Source organism: Emcibacter sp. SYSU 3D8, from assembly GCF_039655875.1.
In the GTDB taxonomy this organism is placed as follows: domain Bacteria; phylum Pseudomonadota; class Alphaproteobacteria; order SMXS01; family SMXS01; genus RI-34.
On sequence record NZ_JBBYXK010000002.1, the window covers coordinates 342,795 to 369,108 of the forward strand.

General features: G+C 65.1%; 23 protein-coding genes. 11 read left to right on the forward strand and 12 right to left on the reverse strand.

The annotated features are described in order from the left end of the window. Both WJU21_RS07525 and WJU21_RS07530 read left to right on the forward strand, forming a co-directional pair. A complete protein-coding gene (locus tag WJU21_RS07525; RefSeq protein WP_346322788.1) occupies nucleotides 1-1,167 on the forward strand; it encodes an iron-containing alcohol dehydrogenase in 1,167 nt (388 codons plus the stop codon). Between the two features lie 54 nt (nucleotides 1,168-1,221). Beyond that, nucleotides 1,222-2,793 carry an AMP-binding protein gene (locus WJU21_RS07530; protein ID WP_346322789.1) on the forward strand — a complete coding sequence of 524 codons (1,572 nt, stop codon included), beginning with the start codon at nucleotides 1,222-1,224 and terminating at the stop codon, nucleotides 2,791-2,793. A 3-nt stretch (nucleotides 2,794-2,796) separates the two neighbouring features. On the opposite strand, the gene WJU21_RS07535 is transcribed toward WJU21_RS07530, so the two are convergent. Further along, the gene (locus WJU21_RS07535) at nucleotides 2,797-3,222 is read right to left on the reverse strand and encodes a nuclear transport factor 2 family protein (protein ID WP_346322790.1); all 426 of its coding nucleotides are present in this window, start codon (nucleotides 3,220-3,222) and stop codon (nucleotides 2,797-2,799) included. Nucleotides 3,223-3,368: 146 nt separating this feature from the next. Here WJU21_RS07535 and WJU21_RS07540 point away from each other — a divergent pair, with 146 nt between their 5' ends. Continuing rightward, nucleotides 3,369-4,451 carry a dihydrodipicolinate reductase gene (locus WJU21_RS07540; RefSeq protein WP_346322791.1) on the forward strand — a complete coding sequence of 361 codons (1,083 nt, stop codon included), beginning with the start codon at nucleotides 3,369-3,371 and terminating at the stop codon, nucleotides 4,449-4,451. Nucleotides 4,452-4,453: 2 nt separating this feature from the next. Here the strand turns inward: WJU21_RS07540 and WJU21_RS07545 are convergent, their stop codons facing one another. The 3 genes from WJU21_RS07545 to WJU21_RS07555 are packed head-to-tail and all read right to left on the reverse strand — an operon-like array spanning nucleotide 4,454 to nucleotide 7,575. Then, nucleotides 4,454-5,992: an MDR family MFS transporter gene (locus WJU21_RS07545; RefSeq protein ID WP_346322792.1), complete on the reverse strand. Its 1,539-nt coding sequence runs from the start codon at nucleotides 5,990-5,992 to the stop codon at nucleotides 4,454-4,456. 4 nt (nucleotides 5,993-5,996) lie between these two features. Continuing rightward, nucleotides 5,997-7,112 carry an HlyD family secretion protein gene (locus tag WJU21_RS07550; RefSeq protein ID WP_346322793.1) on the reverse strand — a complete coding sequence of 372 codons (1,116 nt, stop codon included), beginning with the start codon at nucleotides 7,110-7,112 and terminating at the stop codon, nucleotides 5,997-5,999. Then, complete coding sequence (locus WJU21_RS07555; protein WP_346322794.1) at nucleotides 7,105-7,575, reverse strand: MarR family transcriptional regulator; 471 nt, start codon at nucleotides 7,573-7,575, stop codon at nucleotides 7,105-7,107. Before WJU21_RS07555 ends, WJU21_RS07550 begins: the two co-directional genes overlap by 8 nt. Nucleotides 7,576-7,732: 157 nt before the next feature. On the opposite strand from WJU21_RS07555, the gene WJU21_RS07560 reads away from it, so the two are divergent. The 3 genes from WJU21_RS07560 to WJU21_RS07570 all read left to right on the forward strand — a co-directional run bounded on the left by WJU21_RS07560 (nucleotide 7,733) and on the right by WJU21_RS07570 (nucleotide 10,928). Further along, nucleotides 7,733-8,989, forward strand: coding sequence for a cytochrome P450 (locus tag WJU21_RS07560; protein WP_346322795.1), 1,257 nt, complete (start codon nucleotides 7,733-7,735; stop codon nucleotides 8,987-8,989). An 82-nt stretch (nucleotides 8,990-9,071) separates the two neighbouring features. Next, the gene (locus WJU21_RS07565; protein WP_346322796.1) at nucleotides 9,072-9,839 is read left to right on the forward strand and encodes an SDR family oxidoreductase; all 768 of its coding nucleotides are present in this window, start codon (nucleotides 9,072-9,074) and stop codon (nucleotides 9,837-9,839) included. Between the two features lie 72 nt (nucleotides 9,840-9,911). Then, nucleotides 9,912-10,928 (forward strand): SMP-30/gluconolactonase/LRE family protein, encoded by a 1,017-nt coding sequence (locus WJU21_RS07570; RefSeq protein ID WP_346322797.1) that lies wholly within the window; start codon nucleotides 9,912-9,914, stop codon nucleotides 10,926-10,928. Nucleotides 10,929-11,038: 110 nt separating this feature from the next. Here WJU21_RS07570 and WJU21_RS07575 read toward each other — a convergent pair whose 3' ends face one another. Continuing rightward, nucleotides 11,039-11,854, reverse strand: coding sequence for an enoyl-CoA hydratase-related protein (locus tag WJU21_RS07575; RefSeq protein WP_346322798.1), 816 nt, complete (start codon nucleotides 11,852-11,854; stop codon nucleotides 11,039-11,041). Nucleotides 11,855-11,932: 78 nt separating this feature from the next. On the opposite strand from WJU21_RS07575, the gene dgcA reads away from it, so the two are divergent. Next, nucleotides 11,933-12,913 (forward strand): N-acetyl-D-Glu racemase DgcA, encoded by a 981-nt coding sequence (gene dgcA, locus WJU21_RS07580; protein WP_346322799.1) that lies wholly within the window; start codon nucleotides 11,933-11,935, stop codon nucleotides 12,911-12,913. A 97-nt stretch (nucleotides 12,914-13,010) separates the two neighbouring features. Next, nucleotides 13,011-14,246, forward strand: a complete 1,236-nt coding sequence (locus WJU21_RS07585; protein ID WP_346322800.1) for a dienelactone hydrolase family protein — start codon at nucleotides 13,011-13,013, stop codon at nucleotides 14,244-14,246. 25 nt (nucleotides 14,247-14,271) lie between these two features. On the opposite strand, the gene WJU21_RS07590 is transcribed toward WJU21_RS07585, so the two are convergent. The 7 genes from WJU21_RS07590 to WJU21_RS07620 all read right to left on the reverse strand — a co-directional run bounded on the left by WJU21_RS07590 (nucleotide 14,272) and on the right by WJU21_RS07620 (nucleotide 23,440). Further along, entirely contained in the window at nucleotides 14,272-14,511 is a 240-nt protein-coding gene (locus WJU21_RS07590; RefSeq protein ID WP_346322801.1) for a hypothetical protein, read from the reverse strand. 135 nt (nucleotides 14,512-14,646) lie between these two features. Continuing rightward, complete coding sequence (locus tag WJU21_RS07595) at nucleotides 14,647-16,893, reverse strand: amino acid permease (RefSeq protein ID WP_346322802.1); 2,247 nt, start codon at nucleotides 16,891-16,893, stop codon at nucleotides 14,647-14,649. 142 nt (nucleotides 16,894-17,035) lie between these two features. Then, complete coding sequence (cysN, locus tag WJU21_RS07600) at nucleotides 17,036-19,018, reverse strand: sulfate adenylyltransferase subunit CysN (protein ID WP_346322803.1); 1,983 nt, start codon at nucleotides 19,016-19,018, stop codon at nucleotides 17,036-17,038. Further along, complete coding sequence (gene cysD / locus WJU21_RS07605; RefSeq protein ID WP_346322804.1) at nucleotides 19,018-19,962, reverse strand: sulfate adenylyltransferase subunit CysD; 945 nt, start codon at nucleotides 19,960-19,962, stop codon at nucleotides 19,018-19,020. Before cysD ends, cysN begins: the two co-directional genes overlap by 1 nt. A 198-nt stretch (nucleotides 19,963-20,160) precedes the next feature. Continuing rightward, nucleotides 20,161-21,399, reverse strand: coding sequence for an acyl-CoA dehydrogenase family protein (locus WJU21_RS07610; RefSeq protein ID WP_346322805.1), 1,239 nt, complete (start codon nucleotides 21,397-21,399; stop codon nucleotides 20,161-20,163). Nucleotides 21,400-21,524: 125 nt separating this feature from the next. After that, on the reverse strand, nucleotides 21,525-22,433 hold the full coding sequence (locus WJU21_RS07615; protein WP_346322806.1) for a glycerophosphodiester phosphodiesterase family protein: 909 nt from the start codon (nucleotides 22,431-22,433) through the stop codon (nucleotides 21,525-21,527). An 80-nt stretch (nucleotides 22,434-22,513) separates the two neighbouring features. Continuing rightward, nucleotides 22,514-23,440, reverse strand: coding sequence for a glycerophosphodiester phosphodiesterase family protein (locus WJU21_RS07620; RefSeq protein ID WP_346322807.1), 927 nt, complete (start codon nucleotides 23,438-23,440; stop codon nucleotides 22,514-22,516). Between the two features lie 95 nt (nucleotides 23,441-23,535). On the opposite strand from WJU21_RS07620, the gene WJU21_RS07625 reads away from it, so the two are divergent. From WJU21_RS07625 to sufB, 3 genes are all read left to right on the forward strand, one after another. Further along, nucleotides 23,536-24,156, forward strand: a complete 621-nt coding sequence (locus WJU21_RS07625) for a hypothetical protein (protein WP_346322808.1) — start codon at nucleotides 23,536-23,538, stop codon at nucleotides 24,154-24,156. 192 nt (nucleotides 24,157-24,348) lie between these two features. Next, nucleotides 24,349-24,822: an SUF system Fe-S cluster assembly regulator gene (locus WJU21_RS07630; protein WP_346322809.1), complete on the forward strand. Its 474-nt coding sequence runs from the start codon at nucleotides 24,349-24,351 to the stop codon at nucleotides 24,820-24,822. A gap of 15 nt (nucleotides 24,823-24,837) precedes the next feature. Beyond that, complete coding sequence (gene sufB / locus WJU21_RS07635) at nucleotides 24,838-26,307, forward strand: Fe-S cluster assembly protein SufB (protein WP_346322810.1); 1,470 nt, start codon at nucleotides 24,838-24,840, stop codon at nucleotides 26,305-26,307. Nucleotides 26,308-26,314 lie beyond the last annotated feature (7 nt).

Genomic DNA, 26,314 nt, shown 5'->3' on the forward strand with positions numbered 1-26,314 from the left:
ATGCCTTCGGGCAGCTACGACTACATTCCGCAGGAACGCATCGTCTTCGGCCGCCCGTCGGCCGAGGCGATCGCGGCGGAAGCGGCGCGCCTGGGCAAGAATCGCCTGTTCATCGTCACCGCCAGGTCGCTGAACCGCAAAACGCCGGCCATCGCCGACCTGCGGGCGGCGCTGGGCGACCTCGTCGTCGGTCTCTATGACGACTGCATCGCGCACACGCCGCGCGAGACCGTGCTTGACTGCGCCGACGCGGTCCGCGCCGCGAACGCCGACCTGATCGTCACCATCGGCGGCGGCACCGCCATCGACATGGTCAAGACGGTGCAGATCTGCATCGCCGAGGACGTGCGCACCATCGAGGGCATGGACGCGTGGCATACACGGGTCAATCCGGACGGCACCTATGTCACGCCGAAGACGAAGCCGTCGACCGTGCGGCAGATCATCGTGCCGACGACCCTGTCGGGTGCCGAGTTCAGCACCATCGCCGGCGTCACCGACCTCAGGAAGCATTTCAAGGACGGCTTCGTCGGCACCAACTCGGCCGGCCAGGTCATCATCCTCGATCCGGCGATGACGGTGCACACGCCGGAATGGCTGTGGCTGTCGACCGGCATCCGCGGCTTCGATCACGCGGTCGAGGGCATCTGCTCGATCAAGGCCAATCCGTTCATCACCGGCTGCTGCCGCCAGGCGATCGAGATGTTCCGCGTCAACCTGCCGCGCACCAAGGCCGACCCGAACGACCTCGAGGCCCGTCTCGCCTGCCAGCAGGCCACCTGGATCGCCGGCCACGGCATCGACCGCGCGCCCTACGGCGCGTCCCACGGCATCGGCGGCGTGCTGGGCGGCATGAAGGAGGTGCCGCACGGCTATACCTCCTGCATCCTGCTGCCGCACGTGCTGCGCTACAACAAGCCGGTGACCGAAGAGGCGCAGCGCTATGTCGCGGCCGCCTTCGGCAAGCCCGAAGAAGACGCCGCCGACTTGGTGCACGATTTCATCGGCAGTCTCGGCCTGCCCCAGACGCTGCGCGACGTGGGCGTGAGCCGCGGCGATTTCGACGGCATCGCCAGCCGGAGCGTGGCCAGCATGTGGGTGCGCACCAACCCGCGCCCGTTGCCCGACGTGGAGTCGGTGAAAGCCATACTCGAAGCTGCCTATTGACTTGCGCCGTGCCCCGGGCACGCTGCGCCTCAAGAAACTCTCAGGGATCAGACGATGCTCACGCAGTTCGAACGGGAAGCCAACCTCTCCGACCTCATGGACTTCCAGGCGCGCACGCGCCCGGACGCAGAAATGCTGGTGTTCAACGACCGGCGCTACAGCTGGGGCGAGGGCGATAAAATCATCAACCGGGTGGCGAACGGCCTGATCGCGCTCGGCATCGGCCGGGGCGACAAGGTCGCCATCCTGGCCGACACCTCGGCCGAGTACTTCTTCACCTTCTGGGGGATCATCCGCGCCGGCGCCTGCGCCGTGCCGCTGTCCGGCATGGCGAGCGCCGAAAGCCTCGAGGCGATGATCGCCGACAGCGGCTCGAAAGCGTTGTTCGTGTCGAAGAAGACCATGGATCTGGTGGGCCAGATCGACACACGGCTCGCCACCATCGTGCCTGGCGGGCGCATCGCCTATGATTTCTCCGACGACCGCTGGACCGGCTTCGAGAACTGGATCGCCCAGTATCCCGGCACCAATCCGGGCGTCGAGATCGACAAGCTGGATGACTTCAACATCATCTATTCGTCGGGCACGACAGGTGTGCCCAAGGGCATCCTGCACGATCACCGCACCCGCATCTCCTACTGGGCGACGCGCGACGCGTTCGGCTATGGGCCGGACACGCGGCTGATCGTCTCGACGCCGCTCTATTCCAACACCACCCTGTTCGCATTGCTGCCGGCGCTGGCCTGGGGCGGCTGCACCATCCTGCTGCCGCGCTCGGACACCGAGAACTATCTGCGCCTCGCCGAGAAGGAGCGCGCCACCCACACCATGCAGGTGCCGGTGCAGTATCACCGGCTGCACGATCACCCGGATTTCGGCAAATACGACCTGTCGAGCTTCGTGTGGAAGTTCTGCACCTCGGCGCCGCTGCGGCCCAAGTTCAAGACCTGGCTGATCACCGACTGGCCGGGCGGCTTCACCGAGGTCTACGGCATGACCGAGGGCGGCGTGGGCTGTTTCCTCAACGCCCATGAACGGCCGGACAAGGTGCATACTGTCGGCTATGCCCGCGAGGGCACCGAAATCCGCGTGGTCGACGAGACCATGAAGGAAGTGCCCCGCGGCGAGACCGGCGAGTTGATCGGCTGGTCCGGCTTCATGATGTCCGGCTATTACAACAAGCCCGACAAGACGTCGGAATCCCGCTGGACCGACGCCGAGGGCCGCGTCTGGCAGCGCAGCGGCGACATGGGCAAGATGGACGAGGAAGGCTTCATCGTCCTGCTCGACCGCGCCAAGGACATGATCATCTCGGGCGGCTTCAACATCTACGCCGCCGACCTGGAGACCGAATTGCTGAAGCATCCGGCGGTGGATGATGCCGCCGTCATCGCCATCCCCAGCAACGAATGGGGCGAGAGCCCGCTGGGCCTTGTGGTGCTGAAGCCCGGCGCCAGGGCCACCGGCGAGGAAATCCGCACCTGGGCCAACGAGCGCCTTGGCAAGCTGCAGCGCCTGCACAAGGTCGAGCTGCGCGACGACCTGCCGCGCAGCACCATCGGCAAGCTGCTCAAGCGCGAGCTGCGCGAGCCCTATTGGGCGGGGATGGACACGCGGGTGGGGTAGACCTCAGTCCGCCTGAACCCGCGTCCCGCGCCGCACCAGGTGGTGGCGGGCGATTTTCCATTCGCCGTTGATGCGCTTCATCTGGGTTTCGTAGGTGGCCCACAAGGTCATCGTGGTGCTGGCCGCGTCCTTCAGATAGTGGGTGGCCTGCACGTCGGTGCGGCACTCGGCGGTGTCGCCGTCGATGGTGGCGAGCTGCGGGCCGAGCATGTGCTGGGTGGGTCCGAAGCGGCCCAGCGCCTCGACGACATAGGCGGTCCAGGCGTCGCCGCCGTCGTAGGTGACGTCGCCGAAGCCGGTGATCACCGCGTCGTCGGCGAAGCACGAGCGGTAGAGCGCCAGGTCGCGGTTGTCGCAGCCCTTGGCGTATTTCAGCATCACGTCCATCAGCGCCATGCGGTCGGCGACATATTGCGCGGTATCAGCCATGAATCTTCCCCTTGTGCACATGGTCCCTGCAACCGGAATGGCATGTTCCGGCCTGCAGTTCAACTCCGCCACCGCTTGACCCTCTGGTAACATCGTCCGCTGCTGTCTATCGTGCCCGTTTGGGGCAGCGACGAGGGGAGCCTTCCATGGCCTACAAAGTGATCCAGTGGTCGAGCGGCAATGTCGGCAAGCATGCCGCGCGCGCCGTCGCCGAGCGGGCCGACATGAAGCTGGTCGGCATGTATGTGTTCTCCGACGCCAAGGCCGGGCAGGACGCGGGCAAGGTCGCCGGCATCGGCAAGCTGGGCGTCAAGGCGACGAACGATGCCGAGAAGATCGTCGCCATGGATGCCGACGTGGTCATCCACACCGCGCTGCCATCGCTGGTCTATGGCGCCGATCCCATGGCCGACATCGACCTGTTCTGCCGGCTGCTGGCGTCGGGCAAGGACGTCATCACCACCGTCGGCTACATGTATCCGAAGGTGTACGGGCCGAAGCTGAACAAGCGGCTGGAAGAAGCCTGCCGCAAGGGCGGCTCGACGTTTCACTCCACCGGCCTCAACCCCGGCTGGCTGGGCGACCTGCTGCCCATGACGATGACCGCGCTGTCCAGGCGGGTCGACAAGATCTATGTCCGGGAAATCTCCAACTTCCAGCATTATCCGTCGCCCGAGATCATGTTCGACATGATGGGATTCTCGAAGACGCCAACCCAGTTCAAGAAGGATGCCGAGCGCTATTCCTTCTGGCTGTCCGGCCTGTTCCGCGAGAACATCCAGATGATCGCCGACGCCCTTGGGGTGAAGCTCGACGACATCAGGGAAAGCACCGTGCGCGAGCTGGCCGCGACCGATCTGGAGACGGCCTCGGGCACGGTCAGGAAGGGCACGGTCGCGGGCCAGCACTGGACATGGGCCGGTGTCGCCGGCGGCAACGACGTGATCGTCCACGAAACCGTCTGGCGCATTCATGAGAGCGTCGCGCCGGAATGGCCCACGGGCGACCATTCCGTGGCCATCGAGGGCGAGCCGCGCATGCATGTCAACTTCGACGCCCAGTGGATCAGCGACGGCCTGCAGGGCACGGCCATGCACGCGGTGAACGCGGTGCCCTATGTCTGCGACGCGCCCTCGGGCGTGAAGACATTTCTCGACCTGCCCTGGATCATCGGCAAGGGCACGGTGCAGGTGCCGAAGAAGGCCGCGAAGAAGAAAAAGAAGAAGTAACCCTAATCGCTGGCCGCGGCCTGGGGTGGTGGTTTCAACATGTCCTTCGGCATCTTCACCAGCAGCAGCAGCGGGAAGATGCAGATGGTGGCGACCATCACCAGCTGGAAGTCGGTGGTGAACGCCATCATCGCCGCCTGCCGGCCCAGTTCGATGTCGAGCGCCGCACGGCCGGCGGCCGTGCCCAGGTCCCAGATGTCGGGGCGCATGATCTCGAATGATTTATTCGACATCGTGTAGTGCTCGGCGAGCGTCGCGTGGTTGATTCCGGCGGCGCGCGACTGGAAGGCAAACACCACGGCGATGCCCATGCTGGAGCCGAAGCTGCGCATGGTGTTGGCAAAGGCCGCTGCCTCGGTGCGCAGCCGCGCCTCGAGCGTCGCATAGGAAATCAGGTTCAGCGACACGAATGTCATGCCGATGCCGACGCCCTGCACCACCCCCAGCCAGATGAACTCGCCCGAACTGGTGTAGAGATTGAAGCGTGACATTTCCCACAGCGAATAGACCGTCAGCAGCAGGCCGACGGCGATGAACCCGCGCGCGCTGTAGCCGCGCTGCGCCAGGCGGCCCACCACGGTCATGCCCAGCATCATGCCGAAGCCGCGCGGCGCGATCAGGAAGCCGGTGGTGAGCACCGGATAATGCATCAGGTTCTGGAGCATCACCGGCACCATGGCCATGGAGGTGTAGAGCACCATCGCCACGGCGAAATAGAAGATCGATCCGGCGACGAAATTCCGGTCCTTCAGCACCGCCCGGGTGATGAAGGGTTGCTTGGAAAACACCATGTGATGGAGGAACAGGAACAGGCCGATAAACGCCAGCGCCGCCCACATGAGGATCTCGTCGGACTCGAACCAGTCGGCGCGCTCGCCCCGGTCGAGCATGAGCTGGGATGCAAGGATGGCGAGCGCCAGCATGGCGTAGCCATAGCCCGAGAACTTGCGGGTTCGGTCGATGACGGTGTCGGCCGAAAACAGCGCCAGGCCCGCGAAGGCGGCGATGCCGAACGGCACGTTGATGTAGAAGATCCAGCGCCAGTTGTACGATTCGGTGAGCCAGCCGCCCAGCGTCGGCCCCAGGATCGGGCCGACCATGACGCCCACGCCCCAGATCGCCATGGCCTTGCCGCGCTCGTGATCGGGATAGGCGTCCAGCATCAGCGACTGGGACAGCGGTATGAGGGCCGCGCCCATCACGCCCTGCAGCAGGCGGAACGCCAGCATCTCGTCCAGCGAGGTGGCGATGCCGCACAGCGCCGAGGCCATGGTGAAGCCGGCGATGGACAGCAGATAAAGCTTCTTGCGGCCGTATCGGAAGGTCAGCACGCCGGTCAGCGGGATCATCACCGCCGAGGCGATGATGTAGGAGGTCAGCACCCAGGCGATCTGGTCCGGTGTCGCCGACAGGCTCGCCTGCATGTGCGGCAAGGCCACGTTGGCAATGGTGCCGTCAATGGCCTGCATCGTGGTCGCCATCATGGCGGAGACCGACACGATGCCGCGATAGGGCATCGGCTTGTGGCCGGAATCGCTCATGGGGTTAGCCGAACACGCTTTCGATCAGTCGCGCCAGCCCGCTGCGGTGGCCGGTGTCGACCTTGACCTGGGCGCTGAGACCGGCTGGCAGCGGTACGTCGCCCTTGTAGTCCAGCAGATAGAGCCGGACCGGCACGCGCTGCACCACCTTCACCCAGTTGCCCGACGCATTCTGCGGCGGGATCAGCGAGAATTCGGCGCCGGTCGCCGGGCTGAGGCTGCCCACCGTAGCGTGCCATTCCCGCCCAGGATAGATGTCGACCGTGATCGTCGCGGTCTGGCCCGGATGCACATTGGTGAGCTGGGTCTCCTTGAAATTGGCGGTGATCCACAGCGAATTCTTCGACACCAGGCTCACCACCGGCTTGTCGGGCACGACCTGCTCGCCAAGCTGCACATCGACCGAGGCGACGATGCTTTCTTCGGGCGCGCGCACCACGGTGTGGTCGAGGTCGAGCCTGGCCTGGTCGCGCACCGCGATGGCGTGGCGCACTTCAGGGTTCTGGTCGACCGCAGGACCGACTCTCTGGCCCAGCCGGGCCGTGGTCGCAGCCAGATCCTGCTGCGCCTGGGCCACCCTCTGGCGGGCGACCGACAGCTCGTGCTCGGCCTGGTCGAGTTTGACCCTGGAGACCACGCCGCGGGCCGTCAGCTCTTTCTGCCGGTCGTATTCCTTCTGGGCGAAGGCAAGGTTGGCCTTGGCGGCACCGACCGCAGCGCTTTTTTCGCCGACAGAGGCGTTGAGCGAGCCCAGGTCGTTGCGTGTGGTCTCCACATCGGCCTCGGCCTTGGCCAGGGCGATCCGGTACGAGGCGTCATCGAGACGGAACAACACGTCGCCGGCCTTCACGGTCTGGTTGGTGTGCGCCATCACCTCGACGGCCCGCCCCTGCACCTGGGCGCTGATATAGGACTTGTTCGCCTGCACATAGGCGTTGTCGGTGGTCTCGTAGCGCCCCGACAGCAGGTAGAAGACGAGTCCGGTCAGCACGGCCACGCCCAGCAGCACCAGCAGGCCGACGCGAAGGCCTTCGCGCATGCGGGTCTTCCAGGAGGCCCCCGACCGGCTTGTGTCGACAGGCGAGGCGTCCGCCTCGTCGATGCGCGCCACCTTATTCATGGGCCGCAACCTCCAGCAGTTTCTCGGTGGTCTTGTTGGTCATCCGGGACTTGATCCGCATCAGCAGGTCGATGAGGACGTCGCGCTCGGCGGCGTTCAGATCACCCAGCATCTCTTCACGCAGCTCGACCGAGATCGCCTCGAGCCGTTCGATCAGCGGCCCGGCCTTTTCGGTCAGGTAGAGCAGGTAGGCGCGGCGGTCCTGGGGGTCCTGGCGGCGCTGTACGTAGCCGGCGGCTTCCAGCTTGTCGAGCAGGCGCACCAGCGCGATCGGCTCCACGTCCATGCGGTCGGCGAGCTGGCTCTGGTTGATGCCGTCGATCCGGCGCAGATGGGCAAGAACGCGCCACTGATTGCGCGTAAAGCTCATGTCGCGCACGCGGCGCTCGAAGTCGCGCCGCATCAGCCTGCCGATGTCGTGCACCAGAAACCCGAAGGTGCGGTCCAGATCCTCGTTTTGCATAGGATGACATCTATCCCGGCGGCAAATAGTATACAAGGTACATTAATGCATAATGCAGCTACCTTAAACGCTGAATTTTTTCTTCATCCTTCAGTGCCCTTTACCGGCGCGCCGGAAGGGTTGTACAAACACTCACAGATGACTTTGGGGAGCACCGATGAGCACCACCGCCAAGACGCCCGAGTTCAACTTCTTCGAACCGGATTTGCAGGAATGCCCGTATGACGCCTATCGCACCCTGCGCGACGACGCGCCGGTGTGGAAGGACGGGGTGACGGGCTTCTATTTCATCACCCGCTACGACGACCTGCGCAAGGTGCTGCTCGACACCGAGAGCTTCAGCAATGTGCGTCCCAAGGCGACGCTCGTCCCCGAGCGCACCCAGCGGATGCGCAAGCTTTACGAGGAAAAGGGCTGGCTTCCCGAGCCCACCCTGGCCGGCCGCGACGATCCCAATCACAAGCAGATGCGCGCCATGTTCGACGCGGCGTTCCGCGCGGGCAAGATCAAGGAAGTCGATCCGGCCGTCGAGCAGACCGCCTACAAGCTGATCGACGCATTCCTTGCCGACGGCCATTGCGAATGGGTCCATCAGTTCGCCGTGCCGCTGCCGCTGATCATCATCGGCAGGCAGATGGGCGCCAAGGAAGAGGATATCTGGCGGATCAAGGCCTGGACCGACGCCTGGGTGCAACGCCTCGGCATGATGCTCAGCGAGGAAGAAGAACGCTGGTCGGTCGAGATGGAGATCGAAGCCCAGCATTATTTCCAGCCCATCTTCGAGCGGCTGCGCAAGGAGCCGGACGACACCCTGCTGTCCGATCTGGTGAATACCGTGATCCCCGAATGGGGCCGCACGCTGAACGACAACGAACTGCATGCCGAGATGATGGCCGACACCTTCGTCGGCGGCTCGGAGACCAGCACCAACGCCCTGTCGGCCGGCATGATGCTGGCGATCCAGAACCAGGATGTGTGGGCGCGGCTGAAGCAGGGCGTGGAAAAGGACCTGCGCACCTTCGTCGAGGAGGTGCTGCGGCTCGAAAGCCCGGTGCAGAGCCTGTTCCGGATCGCCTCCAAGGACATCGAAATCCACGGCGTGCACATCCCCAAGGGCAGCATGATCAACACCCGCTACGCCTCGGCCAACCGTGACGAGCGGCATTTCGACAATCCCGAGAAGCTCGACCTGGACCGCAAGAACGCCGGCAGCCACATGGCCTTCGGCTCGGGCATCCATCACTGCCTGGGTGCGCCTTTGGCCCGCCGCGAACTGTATTGGGGCTTCAAGGCCATGATCGACCGGTTCGACCATATCCAGTTCGCCGAAGGCAAGAACGACTTCAAGCATGGACCGACCTTCGCGCTGCGCGCGCTGAAGGAACTGCACATCGAGTTCACGCCGAAGAAGTAAAAGTCACCCGCGCAGGCAAACGTCTGGACATGGCCCAGGGGATGGGCCATGGATGGATCAGTTTGTGACAACGGGGAACATCATGAGCATCATCGACAAGTTTCGCCTGGACGGCCAGGTGGCTGTAGTAACGGGCGCGGGCCGCGGCATCGGCCGCGCCATCGCGCTGGCGCTCGCCGAGGCCGGCGCCGATGTGGCCGTGGCTGCCCGGCGGACAGGGGAAATCGAGGCCGTGGCCGACGAAATTCGCGCCCTGGGGCGCAAGTCCGCGGCGATCACCACCGACATGATGGACATGGCCGCCATCGACAATCTGGCCGAAGAGACCGTGAAGCAGCTCGGCAAGCTGACCTTGTGGGTCAACAATGCCGGCGGCGCCGACGACCGCACCATGCGCACCTTCATGGACCTGCCTGAATATCAGTGGGACTACCAGCTCGGCCTCAACCTGAAGGCGGTCTGGGCGGGCAGTATCGCTGCCGCCAAGCGCATGCCGGAGGGTGGCTCGATCATCAACATCTCGTCGATCGCCGCGTTCAAGCCGGCGCCGATGAACGGACCCTACGGAGCGGCCAAGGCGGGCGTGAACAGCCTCACCAAGACGCTGGCGACCGAACTGGCGCCGAAGATCCGGGTGAATGCGGTCGCGCCCGGCCCGATCCCCACCGAAGTGTTCATGGAAGCCCTCAAGCTGACCGAAGAGCAGCTTCCCGGCCTTGTCGACATGATCAAGATCCCCATGCAGCGCATGGGCAAGGAGGAAGACATCTGCGGCGCCACCGTCTACCTGGCCTCGCCCGCCGCGGCGTGGGTGACCGGCGAGATCATCACCGTCGCCGGCGGCCTTTGACCGTCGCCGCCACTGGACCGTGCCGGGGTCTCTGCTAGGCTCCTCGCACCGATCATAGAAGGGGGGAGAGTCATGGGGACCCGGGAAAGACGCGCGCCCGCCGCGCAGAGCCTGATCGACGCCTGCCGGGCGACGCCGGTCTATACGCCGCCGACGACTGTCGTACCGGCCGTCAACTACCGGGTGATCGCGGAAGGGCTGCGCTTTCCCGAAGGCCCGGTGGTGATGAACGACGGCAGCGTGCTGGTCACCGAAATCCAGGGCCAGGCGCTGGCCAAGTGCTGGCCCGATGGCACCGTCGAGGTTGTCGCCGAGGTGCCGGGCGGCCCCAACGGCGCGGCGATCGGCCCGGACGGCGCCTGTTACGTCACCAACAATGGCGGCTTCGAGTTCCACACCCTGCCCAGCGGCCTCGTGCTGCCCGGACACCAGGCCAACAACTACAAGGGCGGCTCCATCGACCGGGTCGACCTGAAGACCGGCAAGGTGACGCGGCTCTACGACACGGTGAACGGCCACGCGCTGACCGGCCCCAACGACCTGATGTTCGACCGCAATGGCGGCTTCTGGTTCACCGATCTGGGCCAGGGCCGCGCGCGCGACCAGGATCGCGGCGGCCTGTATTACGGCAGGCCCGACGGTTCACTGGTAAAGGAAGCGGTGTTCGGCCTGCTGACGCCCAATGGCTGCGGCATCTCACCCGACGGCAAGACGGTGTACGCGGCCGAGTCCATGAGCGCCCACCTGCTCGCTTTCGACATCACCGGCGAGGGCGAGATCGCCAAGGCACCGGGCCTGTTCCAGGGCCGCACCGTGGCCTCGCCTGGCGGCAATACCTACTGGGATTCGCTGGCCATCGAGGAAGACGGCAGCATCGTCATCGCCACGCCGGTGAAGGGCGGGCTGACCCGCATTACGCCGGACGGCCAGACCATCGAGCACACGCCGATAAACACGGACTTTCTTGCGACCAACGTGGCGTTCGGCGGCCCGGACATGAAGACGGCCTATGTGACGTTGTCCGGTTTGGGCCAGCTGATCGCCATCGACTGGCCGCGTCCGGGATTGCGGCTGCCGTACACGGCGTAATTCCTATCCGTCATTGCGAGCCGCGAAGCGGTGCGGCAACCCAGAAACGGCAGTGCGGCAGCACCAACGCTTGGGTTGCTTCGCTGCGCTCGCAATGACGGGAAAAGCAGCTACTTCCCCTTGAACACCGGGGCGCGCTTTTCCATGAAGGCCTTGATGCCCTCGCCGAAATCCTCGGTCTTCAGCAGCGGCAGCAGCTGCAGGAAGACATGGTGGACGTGCTCGTCGAACGGCTCCTTCAGGCCCATGCGCATCATGCGCTTGGCGGCGCGGACGGCGAGCGGGGCGTTGGCGGCGATTTCCTCGGCCAGCGCACGCGCAGCCGACTGAACCTCGGCGTCGGCCACGACCTTGTTGACCAGTCCCAGTTCCAGACAATCGGCGGCGCCCAGCGTGCGGCCGGTGAACACCAGCTCGGCGGCCTTGGCCCAGCCCAGCAGCCGCGGCAGGATCCAGGTGCCGCCCGATTCCGGCAGCAGGCCGCGCTTGGTGAAGGCGGCGGCCAGCTTGCCGCCCTCGCCCATGATTCGCATGTCGCAGCCCATGGCCATGTCCATGCCGTAACCGGCTGCGCCGCCGTTCAGCGCGCAGATCACCGGTGTATCCATGTTGTGCAGCACGGTCGGCGGCGTATCGCGCAGGCTGATGGTGCTGGACGTGGACGCGCCGGACATGCCGGTGCCGCCCTGCTTGGCGCCGCCAAGGTCGAGGCCGGCGCAGAAGGCGCGCCCCGCGCCGGTGAGAATCACCACGCGCACATCCGCATTGGCGTCGACCTCGACCAGGGTCCTGGCCAGCAGATCGAGCATGGGCCCGGAAATGGTGTTCATCCGGTGCGGCGCGTTGAGCGTGATGGTGGCGATATGATCCCGGATATCCAGCAGGACTTCAGGGTCGGTCTTGGTGGCGGTGGCTTCTTGTGACATCCGAGAAATCTCCCGTTTTGGAATAGGTCCGTTTATGGTTGGGCACATCATGTCGTGTCCACCCGGTAACTTCCAGCCATGATCTATCAAATCAGAGCCGAACGCTGGCCGGTTGCCGGCGTGTTTCGCATTTCCCGCCGTTCCGCCACCGAGACCGACGTGGTGGTGGTGGAAGTGCAGGATGGCGGGTTCACCGGGCGCGGCGAATGCGGCCCCAATGTGCGCTATGGCGAAAGCGCCGCGAGCGTGACCAGCCAGCTTGAAGGGCTGCGAGAAGCGGTCGAGGCAGGCATCCGGCGCGAGGTCATGCAGGCGCGGTTGCCCCACGGCGCAGCCCGCAATGCGCTCGATTGCGCGCTGTGGGATCTGGACGCAAAACGGTCCGGGACACCCGCATGGCGCCTTGCCGGACGGTCCCGGCCGGGACCGCTGGTCACCGCCTTTACCCTCAGCATCGACACGCCCGAGAACCTGCTGGCTGCCGCCGGGGCAGTCGCCGACCGGCCCCTGCTGAAAATCAAGCTGGCCGGCGACGAGCACGATCTGGCCCGTATCCGCGCGGTGAACGCCGCCGCCCCGCAGGCGCGGCTCATTGTCGACGCCAACGAGGCGCTGACCATCGGGGCGCTGCAGCACCTGGCGCCGCTTTTTGCCGGGCTGCGGGTCGACCTGATCGAGCAGCCGCTACCGGCCGGCAAGGACGACGCGCTGCGCGGCTATTCCTGCCCGGTCCCGCTGTGTGCCGACGAGAGCCTGCATACGCGAGGCAGCCTCGACGACATCGCCGGCAAATACCAGGCCGTGAACATCAAGCTCGACAAGGCCGGCGGCCTGACCGAGGCGCTGGCCACGGCGGCCGCCGCCCGCGAGCGCGGCCTGAAGCTGATGGTAGGCTGCATGCTCGGCACCTCGCTGGCGATGGCGCCGGCCATGCTGGTCGCGCAGGACGCGTCCTGGGTCGATCTCGACGGCCCGCTGCTGCTGGCGAAGGACCGGGAGAATGGCATCCGTTACGACCGGGGCGTGATGCAGCCCGCCGACACGGCCCTGTGGGGCTGACGGGCCCGTTTCAGCCTCGACCGCGGGACGTGCTCTGGCACATGCGCTGACGGCCTGCCATGATGCGGCCCGACGTCCGCATCAGAGGGGAATACCGGTGGCCGGCACCTATATCGACATCCAATCCGCCGACGGCGGCACGTTCAAGGCCTATATGGCGCTGCCTGAAAAGGGCACCGGACCGGGCCTCGTGCTGCTGCAGGAAATTCTCGGCATCAATGTCTTCATGCGGTCCATGGCCGGCCGCTTCGCCGAGGAAGGCTATGTGGTGCTGGTGCCCGACCTGTTCTGGCGGCTGGAGCCGGGCGTGGACCTGGGGTATTCGGACGCTGAGATCGCCACGGCATTCGACCTGTATGGCCGGTTCGACGCCGACAAGGCGGTCGAGGATATTGCCGCCACCATCGACACCCTGCGGGCCCGGCCCGAGCAGGCCGGCGGCGTCGCCACGGTCGGCTACTGCCTGGGTGGACGGCTCGCCTTCCTGACGGCGGCGCGGACCGATGTGGACGCCGCCATTGGCTATTATGGGGTGGGCATCGAAAACGACCTGCACGAGATCGGCGCGATCCGCTGTCCCGTGGTGTTGCACATCCCCGGCAAGGACAAGATGTGTCCGCCGGAAGCGCAGGCAAAAATCAGCGCGGCGTTCGAGGGCAAGCCAGGTTTCGCGGCCTTCGTCTACCCCGATGCGGACCATGTCTTCGCCGCGCCCGCCCGGCCCCAGTTCGACAAGCCGGCCACCATGATGGCCTATTCGCGCACCCTTACCGTGCTGCGCGGCGCGATCGGGCCAGTCTATGATCTGGGCGCCCTGTGGGATGCCCATTGCTATTACGAATTCGGCACCCGGGACGTCGACGCGACCATGGCGACCATGGTCGCCGAGCCTTACGTCAATCATATCCCGACCATGACAGGCGGCGTCGGGCACGATCATTTGAAGCGGTTCTACAAGAACCATTTTGTCCACGCCAACCCGGACGACACCAGGCTGATTCCGATCTCCCGCACCATCGGCGCCGACCGGGTGGTGGACGAGATGCTGTTCTGTTTCACCCATACGCGCGAGATCGACTGGATGCTGCCCGGCGTCGCGCCCACCGGCAAATATGTCGAGGTGCCGCTGATCGCCATCGTCTGCTTCCGCGGCGACAAGCTGTACAACGAACACATCTACTGGGATCAGGCCTCGGTGCTGGTGCAGATCGGCAAGCTGGATCCCTCGCTGCTGCCAGTCGCTGGGCGCGAAACCGCCCGTAAGCTGGTCGACGAAACCCTGCCGTCCAACACCATGATGGCGGCCTGGGCGACCAGCGAGGCCAAGGCGTAGAACCCGCCTGGCCTCGGCGCTTCGGTCAGAGCGCGATAAGCAGGAACACGAGAAGCAGGGCGAGAGCCGGGCCGCCGAAGAAGATGAAGCGTCGGGCGCGCGTCTTCAGGATGATCTCGGCGCCCCGGGCCTTGTCGGAGGGATAGGCGGACGGCGCGGCACGGCGTCCGGCAGGCTGCGGCTCGGGACGGGCGTCCTCTGGTCGTCGGCCTGCGCCAGTCTGGCCCGAGTCAGGTCCGACAGAATTGTTGTTGGCTGGGATCATGACAGGTGCCTCCCCATGGTTCGGCAAATGGCTGTACAGCTCCTCAACCCGGCAACCGCCTGTCTTGTTCCGGCCTGTCGGATAAGCGGCAAAGCCGGCGCGCCGACCCTGTGCTGGCGGCGCGTCGCCTCGGCATCAGACGTCGAGGTCGATGCCGCCGGCGCTTGAGACCATGATCATCGTATGGGCCTTGCTGCCCATCGCCTCATACTGATCGAGAAACGCCTTTTCCGCGCCCTTTTCCGGTGGCTCGAACGGCAGGAACACAATCCCGTCGCGGCTTCCCCGCACGCCGAGCGCGCTTTGCAGATCGCCGCTGACCAGGGCCTCGGCCGTGGCGTCGATGCGCGCCCCCTGGATGATGTTGTTCATGTATCCCAGCGCGCTGTCCCGTCCCGCGAGATGCGGCACGACCTGGATGACCTTGATCGGGTGTTGCCGGAATTCGCGGTTCTGGGTCAACAGATGCGCCAGGATCAGCATCAGCGGCCCATGTTGACGGTCACGCCACCAGACCTCGATATTGCCCGCCGGCACCGTCCACAATTCGTGGCCCGGCCGGCATTTGATAACGATGGCGCTGCGGCCCAGCTGACGCGTGAGTCTCAGCATGTCGCCGAATTGTTCGGCGTGGCTGATGTCGCGCGGCCAGCCCAGCACGATGGCGTTCGGCCTGATGCCACCGATGCCGTGGCATTGCAGCATGGCCTTGATGCCCTCGACCACGTCGTCTTCGGCGACGACGCAGGGGAACGCGGCGAGTCCCTCCGAGCGGATGACCTCGCGCAGGCTGTTCTCGGCGAACTTGACCCGCTGCAGGCGCTCGCCGATGGCGCCGCTGATCACCTGCCCCAGAGTGAGCACGCCGTTGCCGGCGCCGAGCCAGTAGCCGAATTCCGCCGCGATGTAGCCGCTGGACTTGCCCGCCACCAGCGCCAGCATCCGCGGCCGCCAGTTCTTGGGATGCTGTTCCTCTTCCTCGAGGCGCAGCAACGCGCGCCGGGCCCGCTCGAATGCCATGCCGCCCTTGACGTCGCCCCACCGGGTCTTGACCTCGGACAGGGCGATGATCTTGTAGAGCCCGACCATGGTCAGCGCGGCGGCGATGGCCCATAGCGGCGCGATCAGCAGCATCACGATGGCGCAGCCGATGGCGCCCGCCAGGCTGACGGTCCAGTGGTTGAACTTGAACCGCGGCCGATAACTGGGATTACGGGAATAGGCCTCGTAGAAACAGGCCAGGTTGAGCGTGCCGTAGGTCACGATGAAGAACATGGTAATGATGGGCGCGATGATATCCAGGTCGCCGAGCATCACCGCCGCCTCGGTCACCAGGAAGGTCAGCACGATGGCGGTGCGCGGCTCGTTGTTGGGGCCCCAGCCCCGGCCCAGAAAGCGCAGCCACGGATAGATGTCATCCTTGGCGAAGGCCTGCAATATGCGCGGTGCCCCCATCATGCTGCCGAGCGCCGACGACAGGGTCGCGGCGAACACGCCGGCGACGATCAGCGTCCCGCTCACGGCGATATCGCGCATGATGAAGTTGTTGTCGATCAGGGTCTCGCTCGTGCTCGCCCCCGCCAGCAGGACGATGATGCTGAGATAGACCAGCGTGGTCACGCCGATCGCGCCGAAGGTGCCCTTTGGAATTGCGGCGGCAGGATCGCGCAGGTCCCCGGACATGTTCGCGCCGGCCATGATTCCGGTTACGGCGGGGAAAAACAGCGCGAACATGGTGAAGAAGCTCTGGTCGAACTCGTAATTGGCAGGCAGGTTCGACATGAATGTCGCCGTCGAAAACGAAAGCCCTGCGCCGACATAGAACGACACGAGGGCGAGGGCGAGCACGGCCAAGATAAAGAACTGCAACCGGATCGCCCATCCCGCGCCGACGAACACGCTGATGAAGACCACCACGTTGGTGATCGTCCCGATCACCTGCGACGACCAGGGAATCGCGGGGAACGCCTGCTTGATCGCCTCGGTAAAGCCGATGATGTACATGGCCGTCGCGATCGCCTGGGCGAGATAGAACACGATGGCGATGGCGCCGCCGAATTCCATGCCCAGGCTTCGGCTGATGAGGTAATACGCGCCGCCGCCCTTGACCTTGGTGTTGGTCGCGACCGCCGAGAGCGAGAACGCCGTCAGCAGGGATATGGACGTCGCCAGCAACACGATGATCACCACATCGTGGATGCCGGCCTGCCCGATGACCTGCCCGAAGCGCAGGAACATGATCACGCCGAGGATGGTCAGCACATTGGGCGTGAACACGCCAGCCAGAGCGCCGAACTTGCCGTCCGGCGATGCCTCGAAAGCCTTGCGCAGCAATCGCGGGACTAGCGACACGCTGGTGGGCGCAGTCGGTTGATTATCCATGGGGACGGCCCTTCTCCGCTCGCCCCGCCTTCCCTCTGTCCGGTTGGCGCGCGACTTCGAAATCTATACGACTGCGTGGCCGGAATCGAGACGGCGCGAGACCGTCGCGGCGTGACCCTGAACAGGCTATGCGCCGGCGATGTTAGATCCCGCGGCCCTTGAACCAGTCCGGATCGTCGTCGTCGGGAATCTCCGAGCGGCCCCACAGGATGCGGGCGACGATGTGCTCGGCGGCCTGATCCGGCGTCATCTGTTGGGTGTCGATGGTGAGTTCCGGCTTTGCCGGCGGCTCGTAGGGGCTGTCGATGCCGGTGAAGTTCTTGAGTTCGCCGGCGCGCGCCTTCTTGTAGAGCCCCTTCACGTCGCGCCTCTCAGCCTCGGCCAGCGGCGTGTCGACGTAGATCTCGATGAACTCGCCTTCCGGCAGCATGGCACGGACCATGTCGCGCTCGGCGCGGAACGGACTGATGAAGGCGGCCAGCACGATCAGGCCGGCATCGGACATCAGTTTCGCCACTTCGCCGACGCGCCGGATGTTCTCGACCCTGTCGGCGTCGGTAAAGCCGAGATCCTTGTTGAGGCCGTGGCGGACATTGTCGCCGTCGAGCAGGAACGAGTGCTTGCCCAGGGCGAACAACCGCTTCTCGACCAGGTTGGCGATGGTCGATTTGCCCGAGCCCGACAGGCCGGTGAACCACAGCAGCCTGGGACGCTGGCCTTTCTGTGCGGCGTGGGCGTCGCGGTCGATGTCGATGGCCTGCCAGTGCACGTTCTGTGCCCGGCGCAGCGAGAAGTTGACCAGACCGGCGGCGACCGTGGCGTTGGTCATCTTGTCGATCAGGATGAAACCGCCCAGGTCGCGCGATGTCTCGTAGGGCTCGAACACCAGCGGCCGGTCGGTGGACATGTTGGCCACGCCGATGGCGTTCAGCCCCAGCGTCTTTGCCGCAAGGTGTTCCATGGTGTTGACGTTCACCTGGTACTTCGGCGGCTGCACCGTGGCTGTTGCCATCTGGGTGCCGAGCTTCAGCCAGTAGGGCCGGCCGGGCAGCATTTCCTCGTCGGCCATCCAGATGATGGTGGTCTCGAACTGATCGGCCACCTGCGGCGGCGCACCGGCGGCGGCGATGACGTCGCCGCGCGAACAATCGACCTCGTCGGTCAGGGTGACGGTGACCGACTGGCCGGTGACGGCCTTGGGCAGATCGCCGTCGAAAGTAACGACGCGGGCGACCGTCGAGGTACGTCCGGACGGCAGCACGCGGACCGTGTCGCCCGGCGAGACGGTGCCGCCGGTGATCAGGCCCGAGAAGCCGCGAAAATCCAGGTTCGGCCGGTTGACCCATTGTACCGGCATGCGGAACGGGCCGGTCGAGGCGGGATCATCGCCGATCTCGACCGTCTCGAGATGCTCGAGCAGCGTCGGGCCGCTGTACCAGGGCGTCGCATCGCTGTTCGCCGTGATGTTGTCGCCGCGCAGGCCCGAGATCGGGATGGCAAGGAACTGGTCGATGCCGATGCTCTCGGCGAACGCCCGGTATTCCTCGACGATCCGGTTGAATACCGCCAGGTCGTAGTTCACCAGGTCCATCTTGTTGATGGCCAGCACGATGTGGCGGATGCCGATCAGCTTGGTCAGATAGGAATGGCGCCGCGTCTGGATCAGCACGCCCTTGCGCGCATCGATCAGAATGACGGCGAGGTCGGCGGTCGAGGCGCCGGTCACCATGTTGCGGGTGTATTGCTCGTGGCCGGGCGTGTCGGCGACGATGAATTTGCGCCGGTCGGTCGAGAAGAACCGGTAGGCCACATCAATGGTGATGCCCTGCTCGCGCTCGGCGGCGAGGCCATCGACCAGAAGCGCGAAATCGATCTCGTCGCCCTGGGTGCCGACGCGCCTGCTGTCGGCCTCGAGGGCCGCAAGCTGATCCTCGAAGATCATCTTCGAATCATAGAGCAGCCGGCCGATCAGGGTGGACTTGCCATCGTCGACGCTGCCGCAGGTGATGAAGCGCAGCAGGCTCTTGTGCTGGTGCTGCAGCAGATAGGCGTCGATATCCTCGGCGATGAGATCCTGGGCCTTGTAGGCGCTGGCCTTGGAGGCATCCGACAGGGGCGTAGCCATCAGAAATAGCCCTCCTGCTTCTTCTTCTCCATGCTGGCCGCCTGGTCGTGGTCGATGGCGCGGCCCTGGCGCTCCGAGGTGGTGGTCAGCAACATTTCCTGAATCACTTCCGGCAAAGTCGCGGCCTCGCTGACCACGGCGCCGGTGAGCGGATAGCAGCCCAGCGTCCGGAAGCGGATCGGCCGCATCACGGGTTCTTCGCCCGGCTCCAGCGGAAAGCGTTCGTCGTCCACCATCAGGATCAGGCCGTCGCGCTCCACGGTCGGGCGCATGTCCGAGAAATAAAGCGGCACGATGGGGATGCTCTCCAGGTGGATGTACTGCCAGATGTCCAGTTCGGTCCAGTTGGAGATGGGGAACACGCGAATGCTCTCGCTCTTGGCCTTGCGGGCGTTGTAGAGCCGCCACAGTTCGGGGCGCTGGTTCTTGGGGTTCCAGCGGTGGTTGGCCGAGCGGAACGAGAAGATGCGTTCCTTGGCGCGGCTCTTCTCCTCGTCGCGGCGGGCGCCGCCAAAGGCCACGTCGAAACCGTACTTGTCGAGCGCCTGCTTCAGGCCCTCGGTCTTCCACATGTCGGTGTGCAGCGACCCGTGGTCGAAGGGGTTGATCCCCTTTTCCTTGGCGTCCGGATTCTGGTGGACGATCAGGTCCATACCGCTTTCCCTGGCCATGCGGTCTCGAAGCTCGTACATGGCCTTGAACTTCCACGTGGTGTCCACGTGAAGCAGCGGGAATGGCGGCGGCGACGGATAGAACGCCTTGCGCGCCAGGTGCAGCATGCAGGCGCTGTCCTTGCCGACCGAATAGAGCATCACCGGATTTTCTGCCTCGGCGACCACTTCGCGAAGGATGTGGATGGACTCAGCCTCCAGTCTCTGGAGATGGGTCAGCCGCGCGGCGGAAATCTGCACCCCGCTGCTGGTCGCCTTTGCCGTCGTGCTCACGCCTTCAAATCCCGTTGGTTTCCGGTGTCCGCCGCATATAGCCGCATTGGCGTCTTCCGACAACCTGACGGCTCCCATGCACGGCGCGAATGGACCGCCTCATGACAGTTGAGCGACAAACAGCCGGGAACAGTGGATGGAGTCAACAGTAAGTTGTCCTCCAGCCGCTGCGCGGGTGTTGCCGCGGGCAGCGCTCGGCTACGCCGCCTTGCCGCCGGTCGGGATCTGGTTGAACGGCAGGTCCTTGTCGACGCGGATGTCGCCCGGCATGCCGAGGACGCGCTCGGCAATGATGTTGCGCATGATCTCGTCGGTGCCGCCGGCGATGCGGCCAGCCGGCGCCCCCAGCAGCGTCCACGGATAGGCGGCGCGCTGCACCGCGAGATCGGGGTCCGAGATACCGCCGGCCATGTCCGCCAGGTCCATGCCGTAAGAGGCCATGTTCTGCTTCTGCGGCCCCTGGATCAGCTTGGCGATGGACGATTCGGGACCGGGGGTGTCGCCGCGCGACAGCGCCGACAGGGTGCGGGCGTTGACGTTACGCACGCCCGCCTCGCGCACATACCAGTCGGCCAGCTTCTCGCGCACCGCCTGGTTGTTGATCAGCGGGCCGTCGTCGTCCTCAAGCGAACGCGCCAGCTCGAACAGGCCGTCCCAGCTCACGCCGCCGCCGGCCGCGCCGCCCGAGGCGCCCACCGCGAGACGCTCGTTCATCAGCAGGGTCATGGCCACGTTCCAGCCATTGCCCACCGCGCTGATACGGTTCGAATCGGGGATGCGCACGTCGGTCAGGTACACCTCGTTGAAGTGGGCCGCGCCCGAGATCTGCTTGATCGGCCGGGGCTCGATGCCCGGCGTCTTCATGTCGACGATGAAGAAGGTCAGGCCCTTGTGCTTCGGCACGGTCGGGTCGGTGCGGGTAACCAGGATCGCCCAGTCGGACTGGTGCGCGCCCGAGGACCAGATTTTCTGGCCATTGACCACCCACTCATCGCCATCCTTCACCGCGCGGGTGCGGAGTGCGGCGAGATCGGAACCGCCGGCCGGTTCCGAGAACAACTGGCACCAGATGATGTCGGCGCGCGCCATCGGCGGCAGATGGGTCTGCTTCTGTTCCTCGGTGCCGTGGACCATCAGCATGGGACCGGTCATGCCCAGGCCGACGACCAGCATGGCGGCGGACGGCGGGGCGACCTTGGATTCTTCCTGCGACCAGATCACCGACTTGATCGGGCTCAGGCCCTGCCCGCCATATTCCTTCGGCCAGCTCAGGCAGGCCCAGCCGGCGTCATACTTCACCCGCTGCCATTCCTTGCAGACTTCCTGCACCTGACCCGCGGCCATGCGCTCGCGCCAGCCTTCCGGGGCGTTCTTGGCCAGCCAGGCGCGCACTTCGGCGCGGAACTCGGCTTCTTCCGGTGAGTCGTTGAAATCCATGTCCCCATTCCTCTCGATCTTCAAACGCCAGACAACGCGCTTGTTACTATCCGGTCCTGTGGGGCAAGACGCTAGCACGGTCCGCGCGGCGGATGCAGTTGAAAAAGCACCCGCGCAGGCGGCATTCAGCGAGCGCCGCGCACGGCAACGGCGGTATCCGGAAAGTCGGTGAACAGACCGTCGATGCCGAGCGCCAGGAACGCCCGCAACTCGGCGTCGATATCGGCGAAGCCGGTGCCCACCAAGTCGTCGCGAAAGGTGTAGGGGTGAACCAGGAGCCCCAGTTCGTGGGCACGTCTTACATAACCGGTGTCCGCGCCCTGCGGGTCGATCAGCAGGGCCTTGGCCGGGGCAACGCCATCGGCGAATTCGGCCGCCTGATCGAGGCTGACGCTTTCGGACCCGGCCACCCCGTAGACCAGCATCATCAGCGGGATCCGCGTCCGGTTTCGCAGGCTGCGCAGAAAGCCGGGGTCGAAGGACTGGATGAACACCGGCAGCCCACCCGGGCCGAAGCCGTACCGGCCGAGCGCATCGAGCAGCGGTTCGGCGAAGTCGTGGCCCAGCGCGGCCAGCGCCGCCGGAGCCTTCGCTTCCGGATAGACGCCGACCCTCGCATCGCGGGCAAGCTCCAGGATCTCCTCGAGGCGCGGGATCAGGAATGTGCCGTCATCGGTCTTGCTGCGGCCGGGAAACGCCTGGCGCGCCCGCAAGGTGCGCAGTTCCGCGAAGGTGAAGTCTTCGGCGTACCAGTCTGGCTCGGCCTTGCCGGGCTTGATCACGCGCCGATCGGCGAACTCTGGGCGATCGGCCACATCCGTCGACAGGCTCAGCCAGCGATTGTGCCGGGCGACCAGCACGCCGTCCTTGGTGAACACCAAATCGGGCTCGATGAAGTCGGCGCCCATGTCGATGGCCCTGGCATAGGCTTCGAGCGTGTGTTCGGGCAGGTAGCCGCTCGCCCCGCGATGGGCGATGACGGCGGGCGTGCCTCCAGCGCCGGCAGCCGCCACGGCGGGCAACAGCGTCAGCATGACCCAGAGCAGAAATACGGATAGCCGCTTTATCGGATGCTCCCTTGGCTGGCGGGCAGGTTGGAGGCCATGCAGGCCCGTTACAGGCTGCCGATGAACTCGTCACGGACCGCCAGCGCCGTGTCGGTGAAATCGGAAAACCCGCCGTCGATACCCGCGGCGAAATACGCCAGCATCTCCTCGCGCACATCGGCGAAGCCCGGACCGACCGCATCGTCGCGGAATGTCCACGTATGGACCTGCAAGCCAAGCGCATGAGCCTGCTCGATGAGTCGGGTCGGCTGCCTGGTCGCGGGATCGAGGAGCAATGACTTCTGCGGCCCGATCGCCGCCGCCAGGGTGGCGGCCTGCGCCAGCGATACATGGGGCGCGCCGTGTCCGTCATCCACCAGCAACTGGGTGAGGCATATCTCGGTCAGCGGCCGCAGCCGCTTCAGGAATGCATGGTCGAAGGATTGGACGTACAAATCGCCGCGATCCGCGCCGTAACCGTGATCGGCCAGCGCCTTCAGCAAGGGCGGGATGAAGTCGAACCCCATCTCCAGCAGAGTGTCCGGATGCTTGATCTCCGGGTGGAAGCCGATGGTCGAACCTCGGCGCGCCTCGCGGTCACGCAGCAATTGCAGCAACTCCTCGAAGGTCATGACCGGGTAGAGGCCATCCATGTCCTTCGGCCGGCCGGGAAACGGCTGGCGGGCACGCAATCGCCGGATTTCGGCCAGGGTGAAATCTTCGGCATACCATTCGGGCTCGGCCTTGCCGGGCTTGACCACGCGGCGGCCGGCGAATTCGGGATGCCCGGCCACATCTGTCGTGGTGCCCAGATAGCGGTCGTGGCGGACGATCAGCCGTGCATCCCGCGTCATCACCAGGTCGGGCTCGACCGCGTCGGCGCCCATATCGAGCGCCAGGGCATAGGCCGCAGCGGTGTGCTCGGGCGCATAGCCGCTGGCGCCGCGATGGGCGATGACGATGGGCTTGCGCCCGGTGAGGGTCTTGAGCTTCATGGGTTTCCCCGGCGGTACGGTGGGAAAGGTAGCGGCGAACGGGCTTCGTGCCCATATCATTGTCCGTAACGATTGCATTCATGCGGGAGGCTGATTTGAGAACCCTCGTCGTCGCTGGTCTTGCCACCATCGCCATGGCATCCTGCGCGCAGGCTGCCGAGCCGGTGAAGATGTACCCGTTCGAGAAAGCGACCCTGACCTACGCGGTCACGGGCGCGCAGCAAGGCACCCAGACCATCACCATCAAGGATTTCGGCCGCACCACCGCCCAGCATTACGAGGCGACCGTGCCTTCGGCGGAAGGTCCGCAGCAGATCAACGTATCGACCTTTACCGACCCGCAATGGATCTACACCTACGACTTTGCCGCGAAGCAGGGCACGCGGGTGCCCAACGAGGAAGCGGCGGCCGCCGCGAGCGCCGGAAGCGGCCGGGAGTTCTTCGAGCAACTGACGCTGGCGCAGGGCGGCAAGCGGGTCGGCATGGACACGTTCAACGGTACGCCCTGCACCATCTGGGACATGGGCGGCAACACCGGCACGCGGCTGTGCATCGACGACCGCATGGTGATGCAATACATGCGCACCAGCACCGACATGATGCAGGGTTCCGTGGAGTTGCAGAGCGCCCGCATCGGCATGGCCGACGAAAGCAGCTTCGAGCGGCCGCAGGCGATCTACGAGGACGTCGACATGTCACGCCGCCGGGAGAATTAGTCCCCGCGGTCGCCGCGAACCCGCCGCTTTCGCGAGCGATTCTCAGCTGCACCCGGAAAACGCCCGGAATCTTGACAAGATCGCTCCGATTTAGTCAAACGCCGTTGACTCATGGGGCGTCATGCCCCATCTCACGCATTCCGTACCAAAACGGTATAGTATGATCGGTGCAATGGAGCGAGGACCAGTTTCATGATCCGCCTGACGCGGCTGGCAGACTATGCGGTGTTGCTGATGACCCATCTGGGTCATGAGTTCGCCCGTCATCCGGACCGCATCCACAATGCGGGCGGATTGTCGGTCGAGACGCATATTCCCATGCCGACGGTCAGCAAGCTGCTGGGCGTGATGTCGCGCGGCGGTCTGTTGACCTCGCACCGGGGGCAGGCCGGCGGCTACACGCTGGCGCGCCCGCCGGCCGCCATCTCCGTGGCCGATATCGTCGGCGCCGTCGATGGCCCCATCGCCCTCACCGACTGCCTGACCGACGACAGCGGGTGTGGCATCGAGTCGCTCTGCGGCGTGCGCACCTCCTGGCAGAAGATCAACAAGGCGGTCAGCGGCGCGCTGAGCGAGATCAGTCTCGCGGAATTGTGCGCCGATCAGATTGCCATGTTCCCGCCGCGCACTCCCGCGCCGCGGCAGACCATCGCAGACGTGCAGTAAGGAAGTCCGAACACCATGGCCGCGACCACCGAAACCCAGCAAGCCCTCAAGGACATCGGCGGCGAGTACAAGCACGGCTTCGTCACCGACATCGAGATGGATGTCGCGCCGAAAGGCCTGAGCGAAGACGTCGTCCGCATGATTTCCGCCAAGAAGGAGGAGCCGGAATGGCTGCTCGAATGGCGGCTCGAGGCGTTCCGCAAATGGGGCAAGGAGGAGGAGCCGGAATGGGCCAAGGTCCACTATCCGGCGATCGACTTCCAGGACATCCACTATTATGCCGCGCCGAAGAAAAAGGACGGTCCCAAGAGCCTCGACGAGGTCGATCCGGAATTGCTCGAGACCTACGCCAAGCTGGGCATTCCGATCAAGGAACAGGAAGTGCTGGCCGGCGTCATGGGCTCGCCCAACATCGCCGTCGACGCGGTGTTCGATTCGGTGTCCGTCGCCACCACCTACAAGAAGAAGCTGGAGGAGATGGGCATCATCTTCGGCTCGTTCTCCGAGGCGGTGAAGACCCATCCCGAGCTGATCCGCAAGTATCTGGGTTCGGTCGTGCCGGTGTCCGACAATTTCTATGCCACGCTGAACTCCGCCGTGTTCTCGGACGGCACGTTCGTCTACATCCCCAAGGGCGTGCGCTGCCCGATGGAACTGTCGACCTACTTCCGCATCAATACCAAGGAAACTGGCCAGTTCGAGCGCACCCTGATCATCGCCGACGAGGGCTCGTACGTGTCCTATCTCGAAGGCTGCACCGCGCCCATGCGCGACGAGAACCAGCTGCATGCCGCAGTGGTGGAGCTGATCGCGCTCGACGACGCCGAGATCAAGTATTCGACGGTCCAGAACTGGTATCCGGGCGACAAGAACGGCAAGGGCGGCATCTACAACTTCGTCACCAAGCGCGGCGCCTGCCGCGGCGTGAACTCAAAGATTTCCTGGACCCAGGTGGAAACCGGCTCGGCGATCACCTGGAAGTACCCGAGCTGCATCCTGCAGGGCGACAACTCGCAGGGCGAGTTCTACTCGGTCGCCATCACCAACAACATGCAGCAGGCCGACACCGGCACCAAGATGATCCATATCGGCAAGAACACCCGCAGCCGGATCATCTCCAAGGGCATCTCGGCCGGCCGCGGCCAGAACACCTATCGCGGTCTGGTACGGGTGCTGGCGGGCGCCGAGAACGCGCGCAACTACACCCAGTGCGATTCGCTGTTGATGGGCGACAAGTGCGGCGCGCATACGGTGCCGTATATCGAGGTGAAGAATCCGAGCGCCCAGATCGAGCACGAGGCGACCACATCGAAGATCAGCGAAGACCAGCTGTTCTACTGCCTGCAGCGCGGGCTGACCCAGGAAGAGGCGGTGTCGATGATCGTCAACGGGTTCTGCAAGGAAGTGATGCAGAACCTGCCCATGGAATTCGCCGTCGAGGCCCAGAAATTGCTGGGCATCAGTCTTGAAGGCAGCGTCGGTTGAGACGCTG

What these genes read in the sequence shown, in the direction of transcription:
- WJU21_RS07525 (WP_346322788.1), top strand. Translation starts at nt 1, where the DNA reads ATGCCTTCGGGCAGCTACGACTACATTCCGCAGGAACGCATCGTCTTC.
- WJU21_RS07530 (WP_346322789.1), top strand. Translation starts at nt 1,222, where the DNA reads ATGCTCACGCAGTTCGAACGGGAAGCCAACCTCTCCGACCTCATGGAC.
- WJU21_RS07535 (WP_346322790.1), bottom strand. Translation starts at nt 3,222, where the DNA reads ATGGCTGATACCGCGCAATATGTCGCCGACCGCATGGCGCTGATGGAC.
- WJU21_RS07540 (WP_346322791.1), top strand. Translation starts at nt 3,369, where the DNA reads ATGGCCTACAAAGTGATCCAGTGGTCGAGCGGCAATGTCGGCAAGCAT.
- WJU21_RS07545 (WP_346322792.1), bottom strand. Translation starts at nt 5,992, where the DNA reads ATGAGCGATTCCGGCCACAAGCCGATGCCCTATCGCGGCATCGTGTCG.
- WJU21_RS07550 (WP_346322793.1), bottom strand. Translation starts at nt 7,112, where the DNA reads ATGAATAAGGTGGCGCGCATCGACGAGGCGGACGCCTCGCCTGTCGAC.
- WJU21_RS07555 (WP_346322794.1), bottom strand. Translation starts at nt 7,575, where the DNA reads ATGCAAAACGAGGATCTGGACCGCACCTTCGGGTTTCTGGTGCACGAC.
- WJU21_RS07560 (WP_346322795.1), top strand. Translation starts at nt 7,733, where the DNA reads ATGAGCACCACCGCCAAGACGCCCGAGTTCAACTTCTTCGAACCGGAT.
- WJU21_RS07565 (WP_346322796.1), top strand. Translation starts at nt 9,072, where the DNA reads ATGAGCATCATCGACAAGTTTCGCCTGGACGGCCAGGTGGCTGTAGTA.
- WJU21_RS07570 (WP_346322797.1), top strand. Translation starts at nt 9,912, where the DNA reads ATGGGGACCCGGGAAAGACGCGCGCCCGCCGCGCAGAGCCTGATCGAC.
- WJU21_RS07575 (WP_346322798.1), bottom strand. Translation starts at nt 11,854, where the DNA reads ATGTCACAAGAAGCCACCGCCACCAAGACCGACCCTGAAGTCCTGCTG.
- dgcA (WP_346322799.1), top strand. Translation starts at nt 11,933, where the DNA reads ATGATCTATCAAATCAGAGCCGAACGCTGGCCGGTTGCCGGCGTGTTT.
- WJU21_RS07590 (WP_346322801.1), bottom strand. Translation starts at nt 14,511, where the DNA reads ATGATCCCAGCCAACAACAATTCTGTCGGACCTGACTCGGGCCAGACT.
- WJU21_RS07595 (WP_346322802.1), bottom strand. Translation starts at nt 16,893, where the DNA reads ATGGATAATCAACCGACTGCGCCCACCAGCGTGTCGCTAGTCCCGCGA.
- cysN (WP_346322803.1), bottom strand. Translation starts at nt 19,018, where the DNA reads ATGGCTACGCCCCTGTCGGATGCCTCCAAGGCCAGCGCCTACAAGGCC.
- WJU21_RS07610 (WP_346322805.1), bottom strand. Translation starts at nt 21,399, where the DNA reads ATGGATTTCAACGACTCACCGGAAGAAGCCGAGTTCCGCGCCGAAGTG.
- WJU21_RS07615 (WP_346322806.1), bottom strand. Translation starts at nt 22,433, where the DNA reads ATGCTGACGCTGTTGCCCGCCGTGGCGGCTGCCGGCGCTGGAGGCACG.
- WJU21_RS07620 (WP_346322807.1), bottom strand. Translation starts at nt 23,440, where the DNA reads ATGAAGCTCAAGACCCTCACCGGGCGCAAGCCCATCGTCATCGCCCAT.
- WJU21_RS07630 (WP_346322809.1), top strand. Translation starts at nt 24,349, where the DNA reads ATGATCCGCCTGACGCGGCTGGCAGACTATGCGGTGTTGCTGATGACC.
- sufB (WP_346322810.1), top strand. Translation starts at nt 24,838, where the DNA reads ATGGCCGCGACCACCGAAACCCAGCAAGCCCTCAAGGACATCGGCGGC.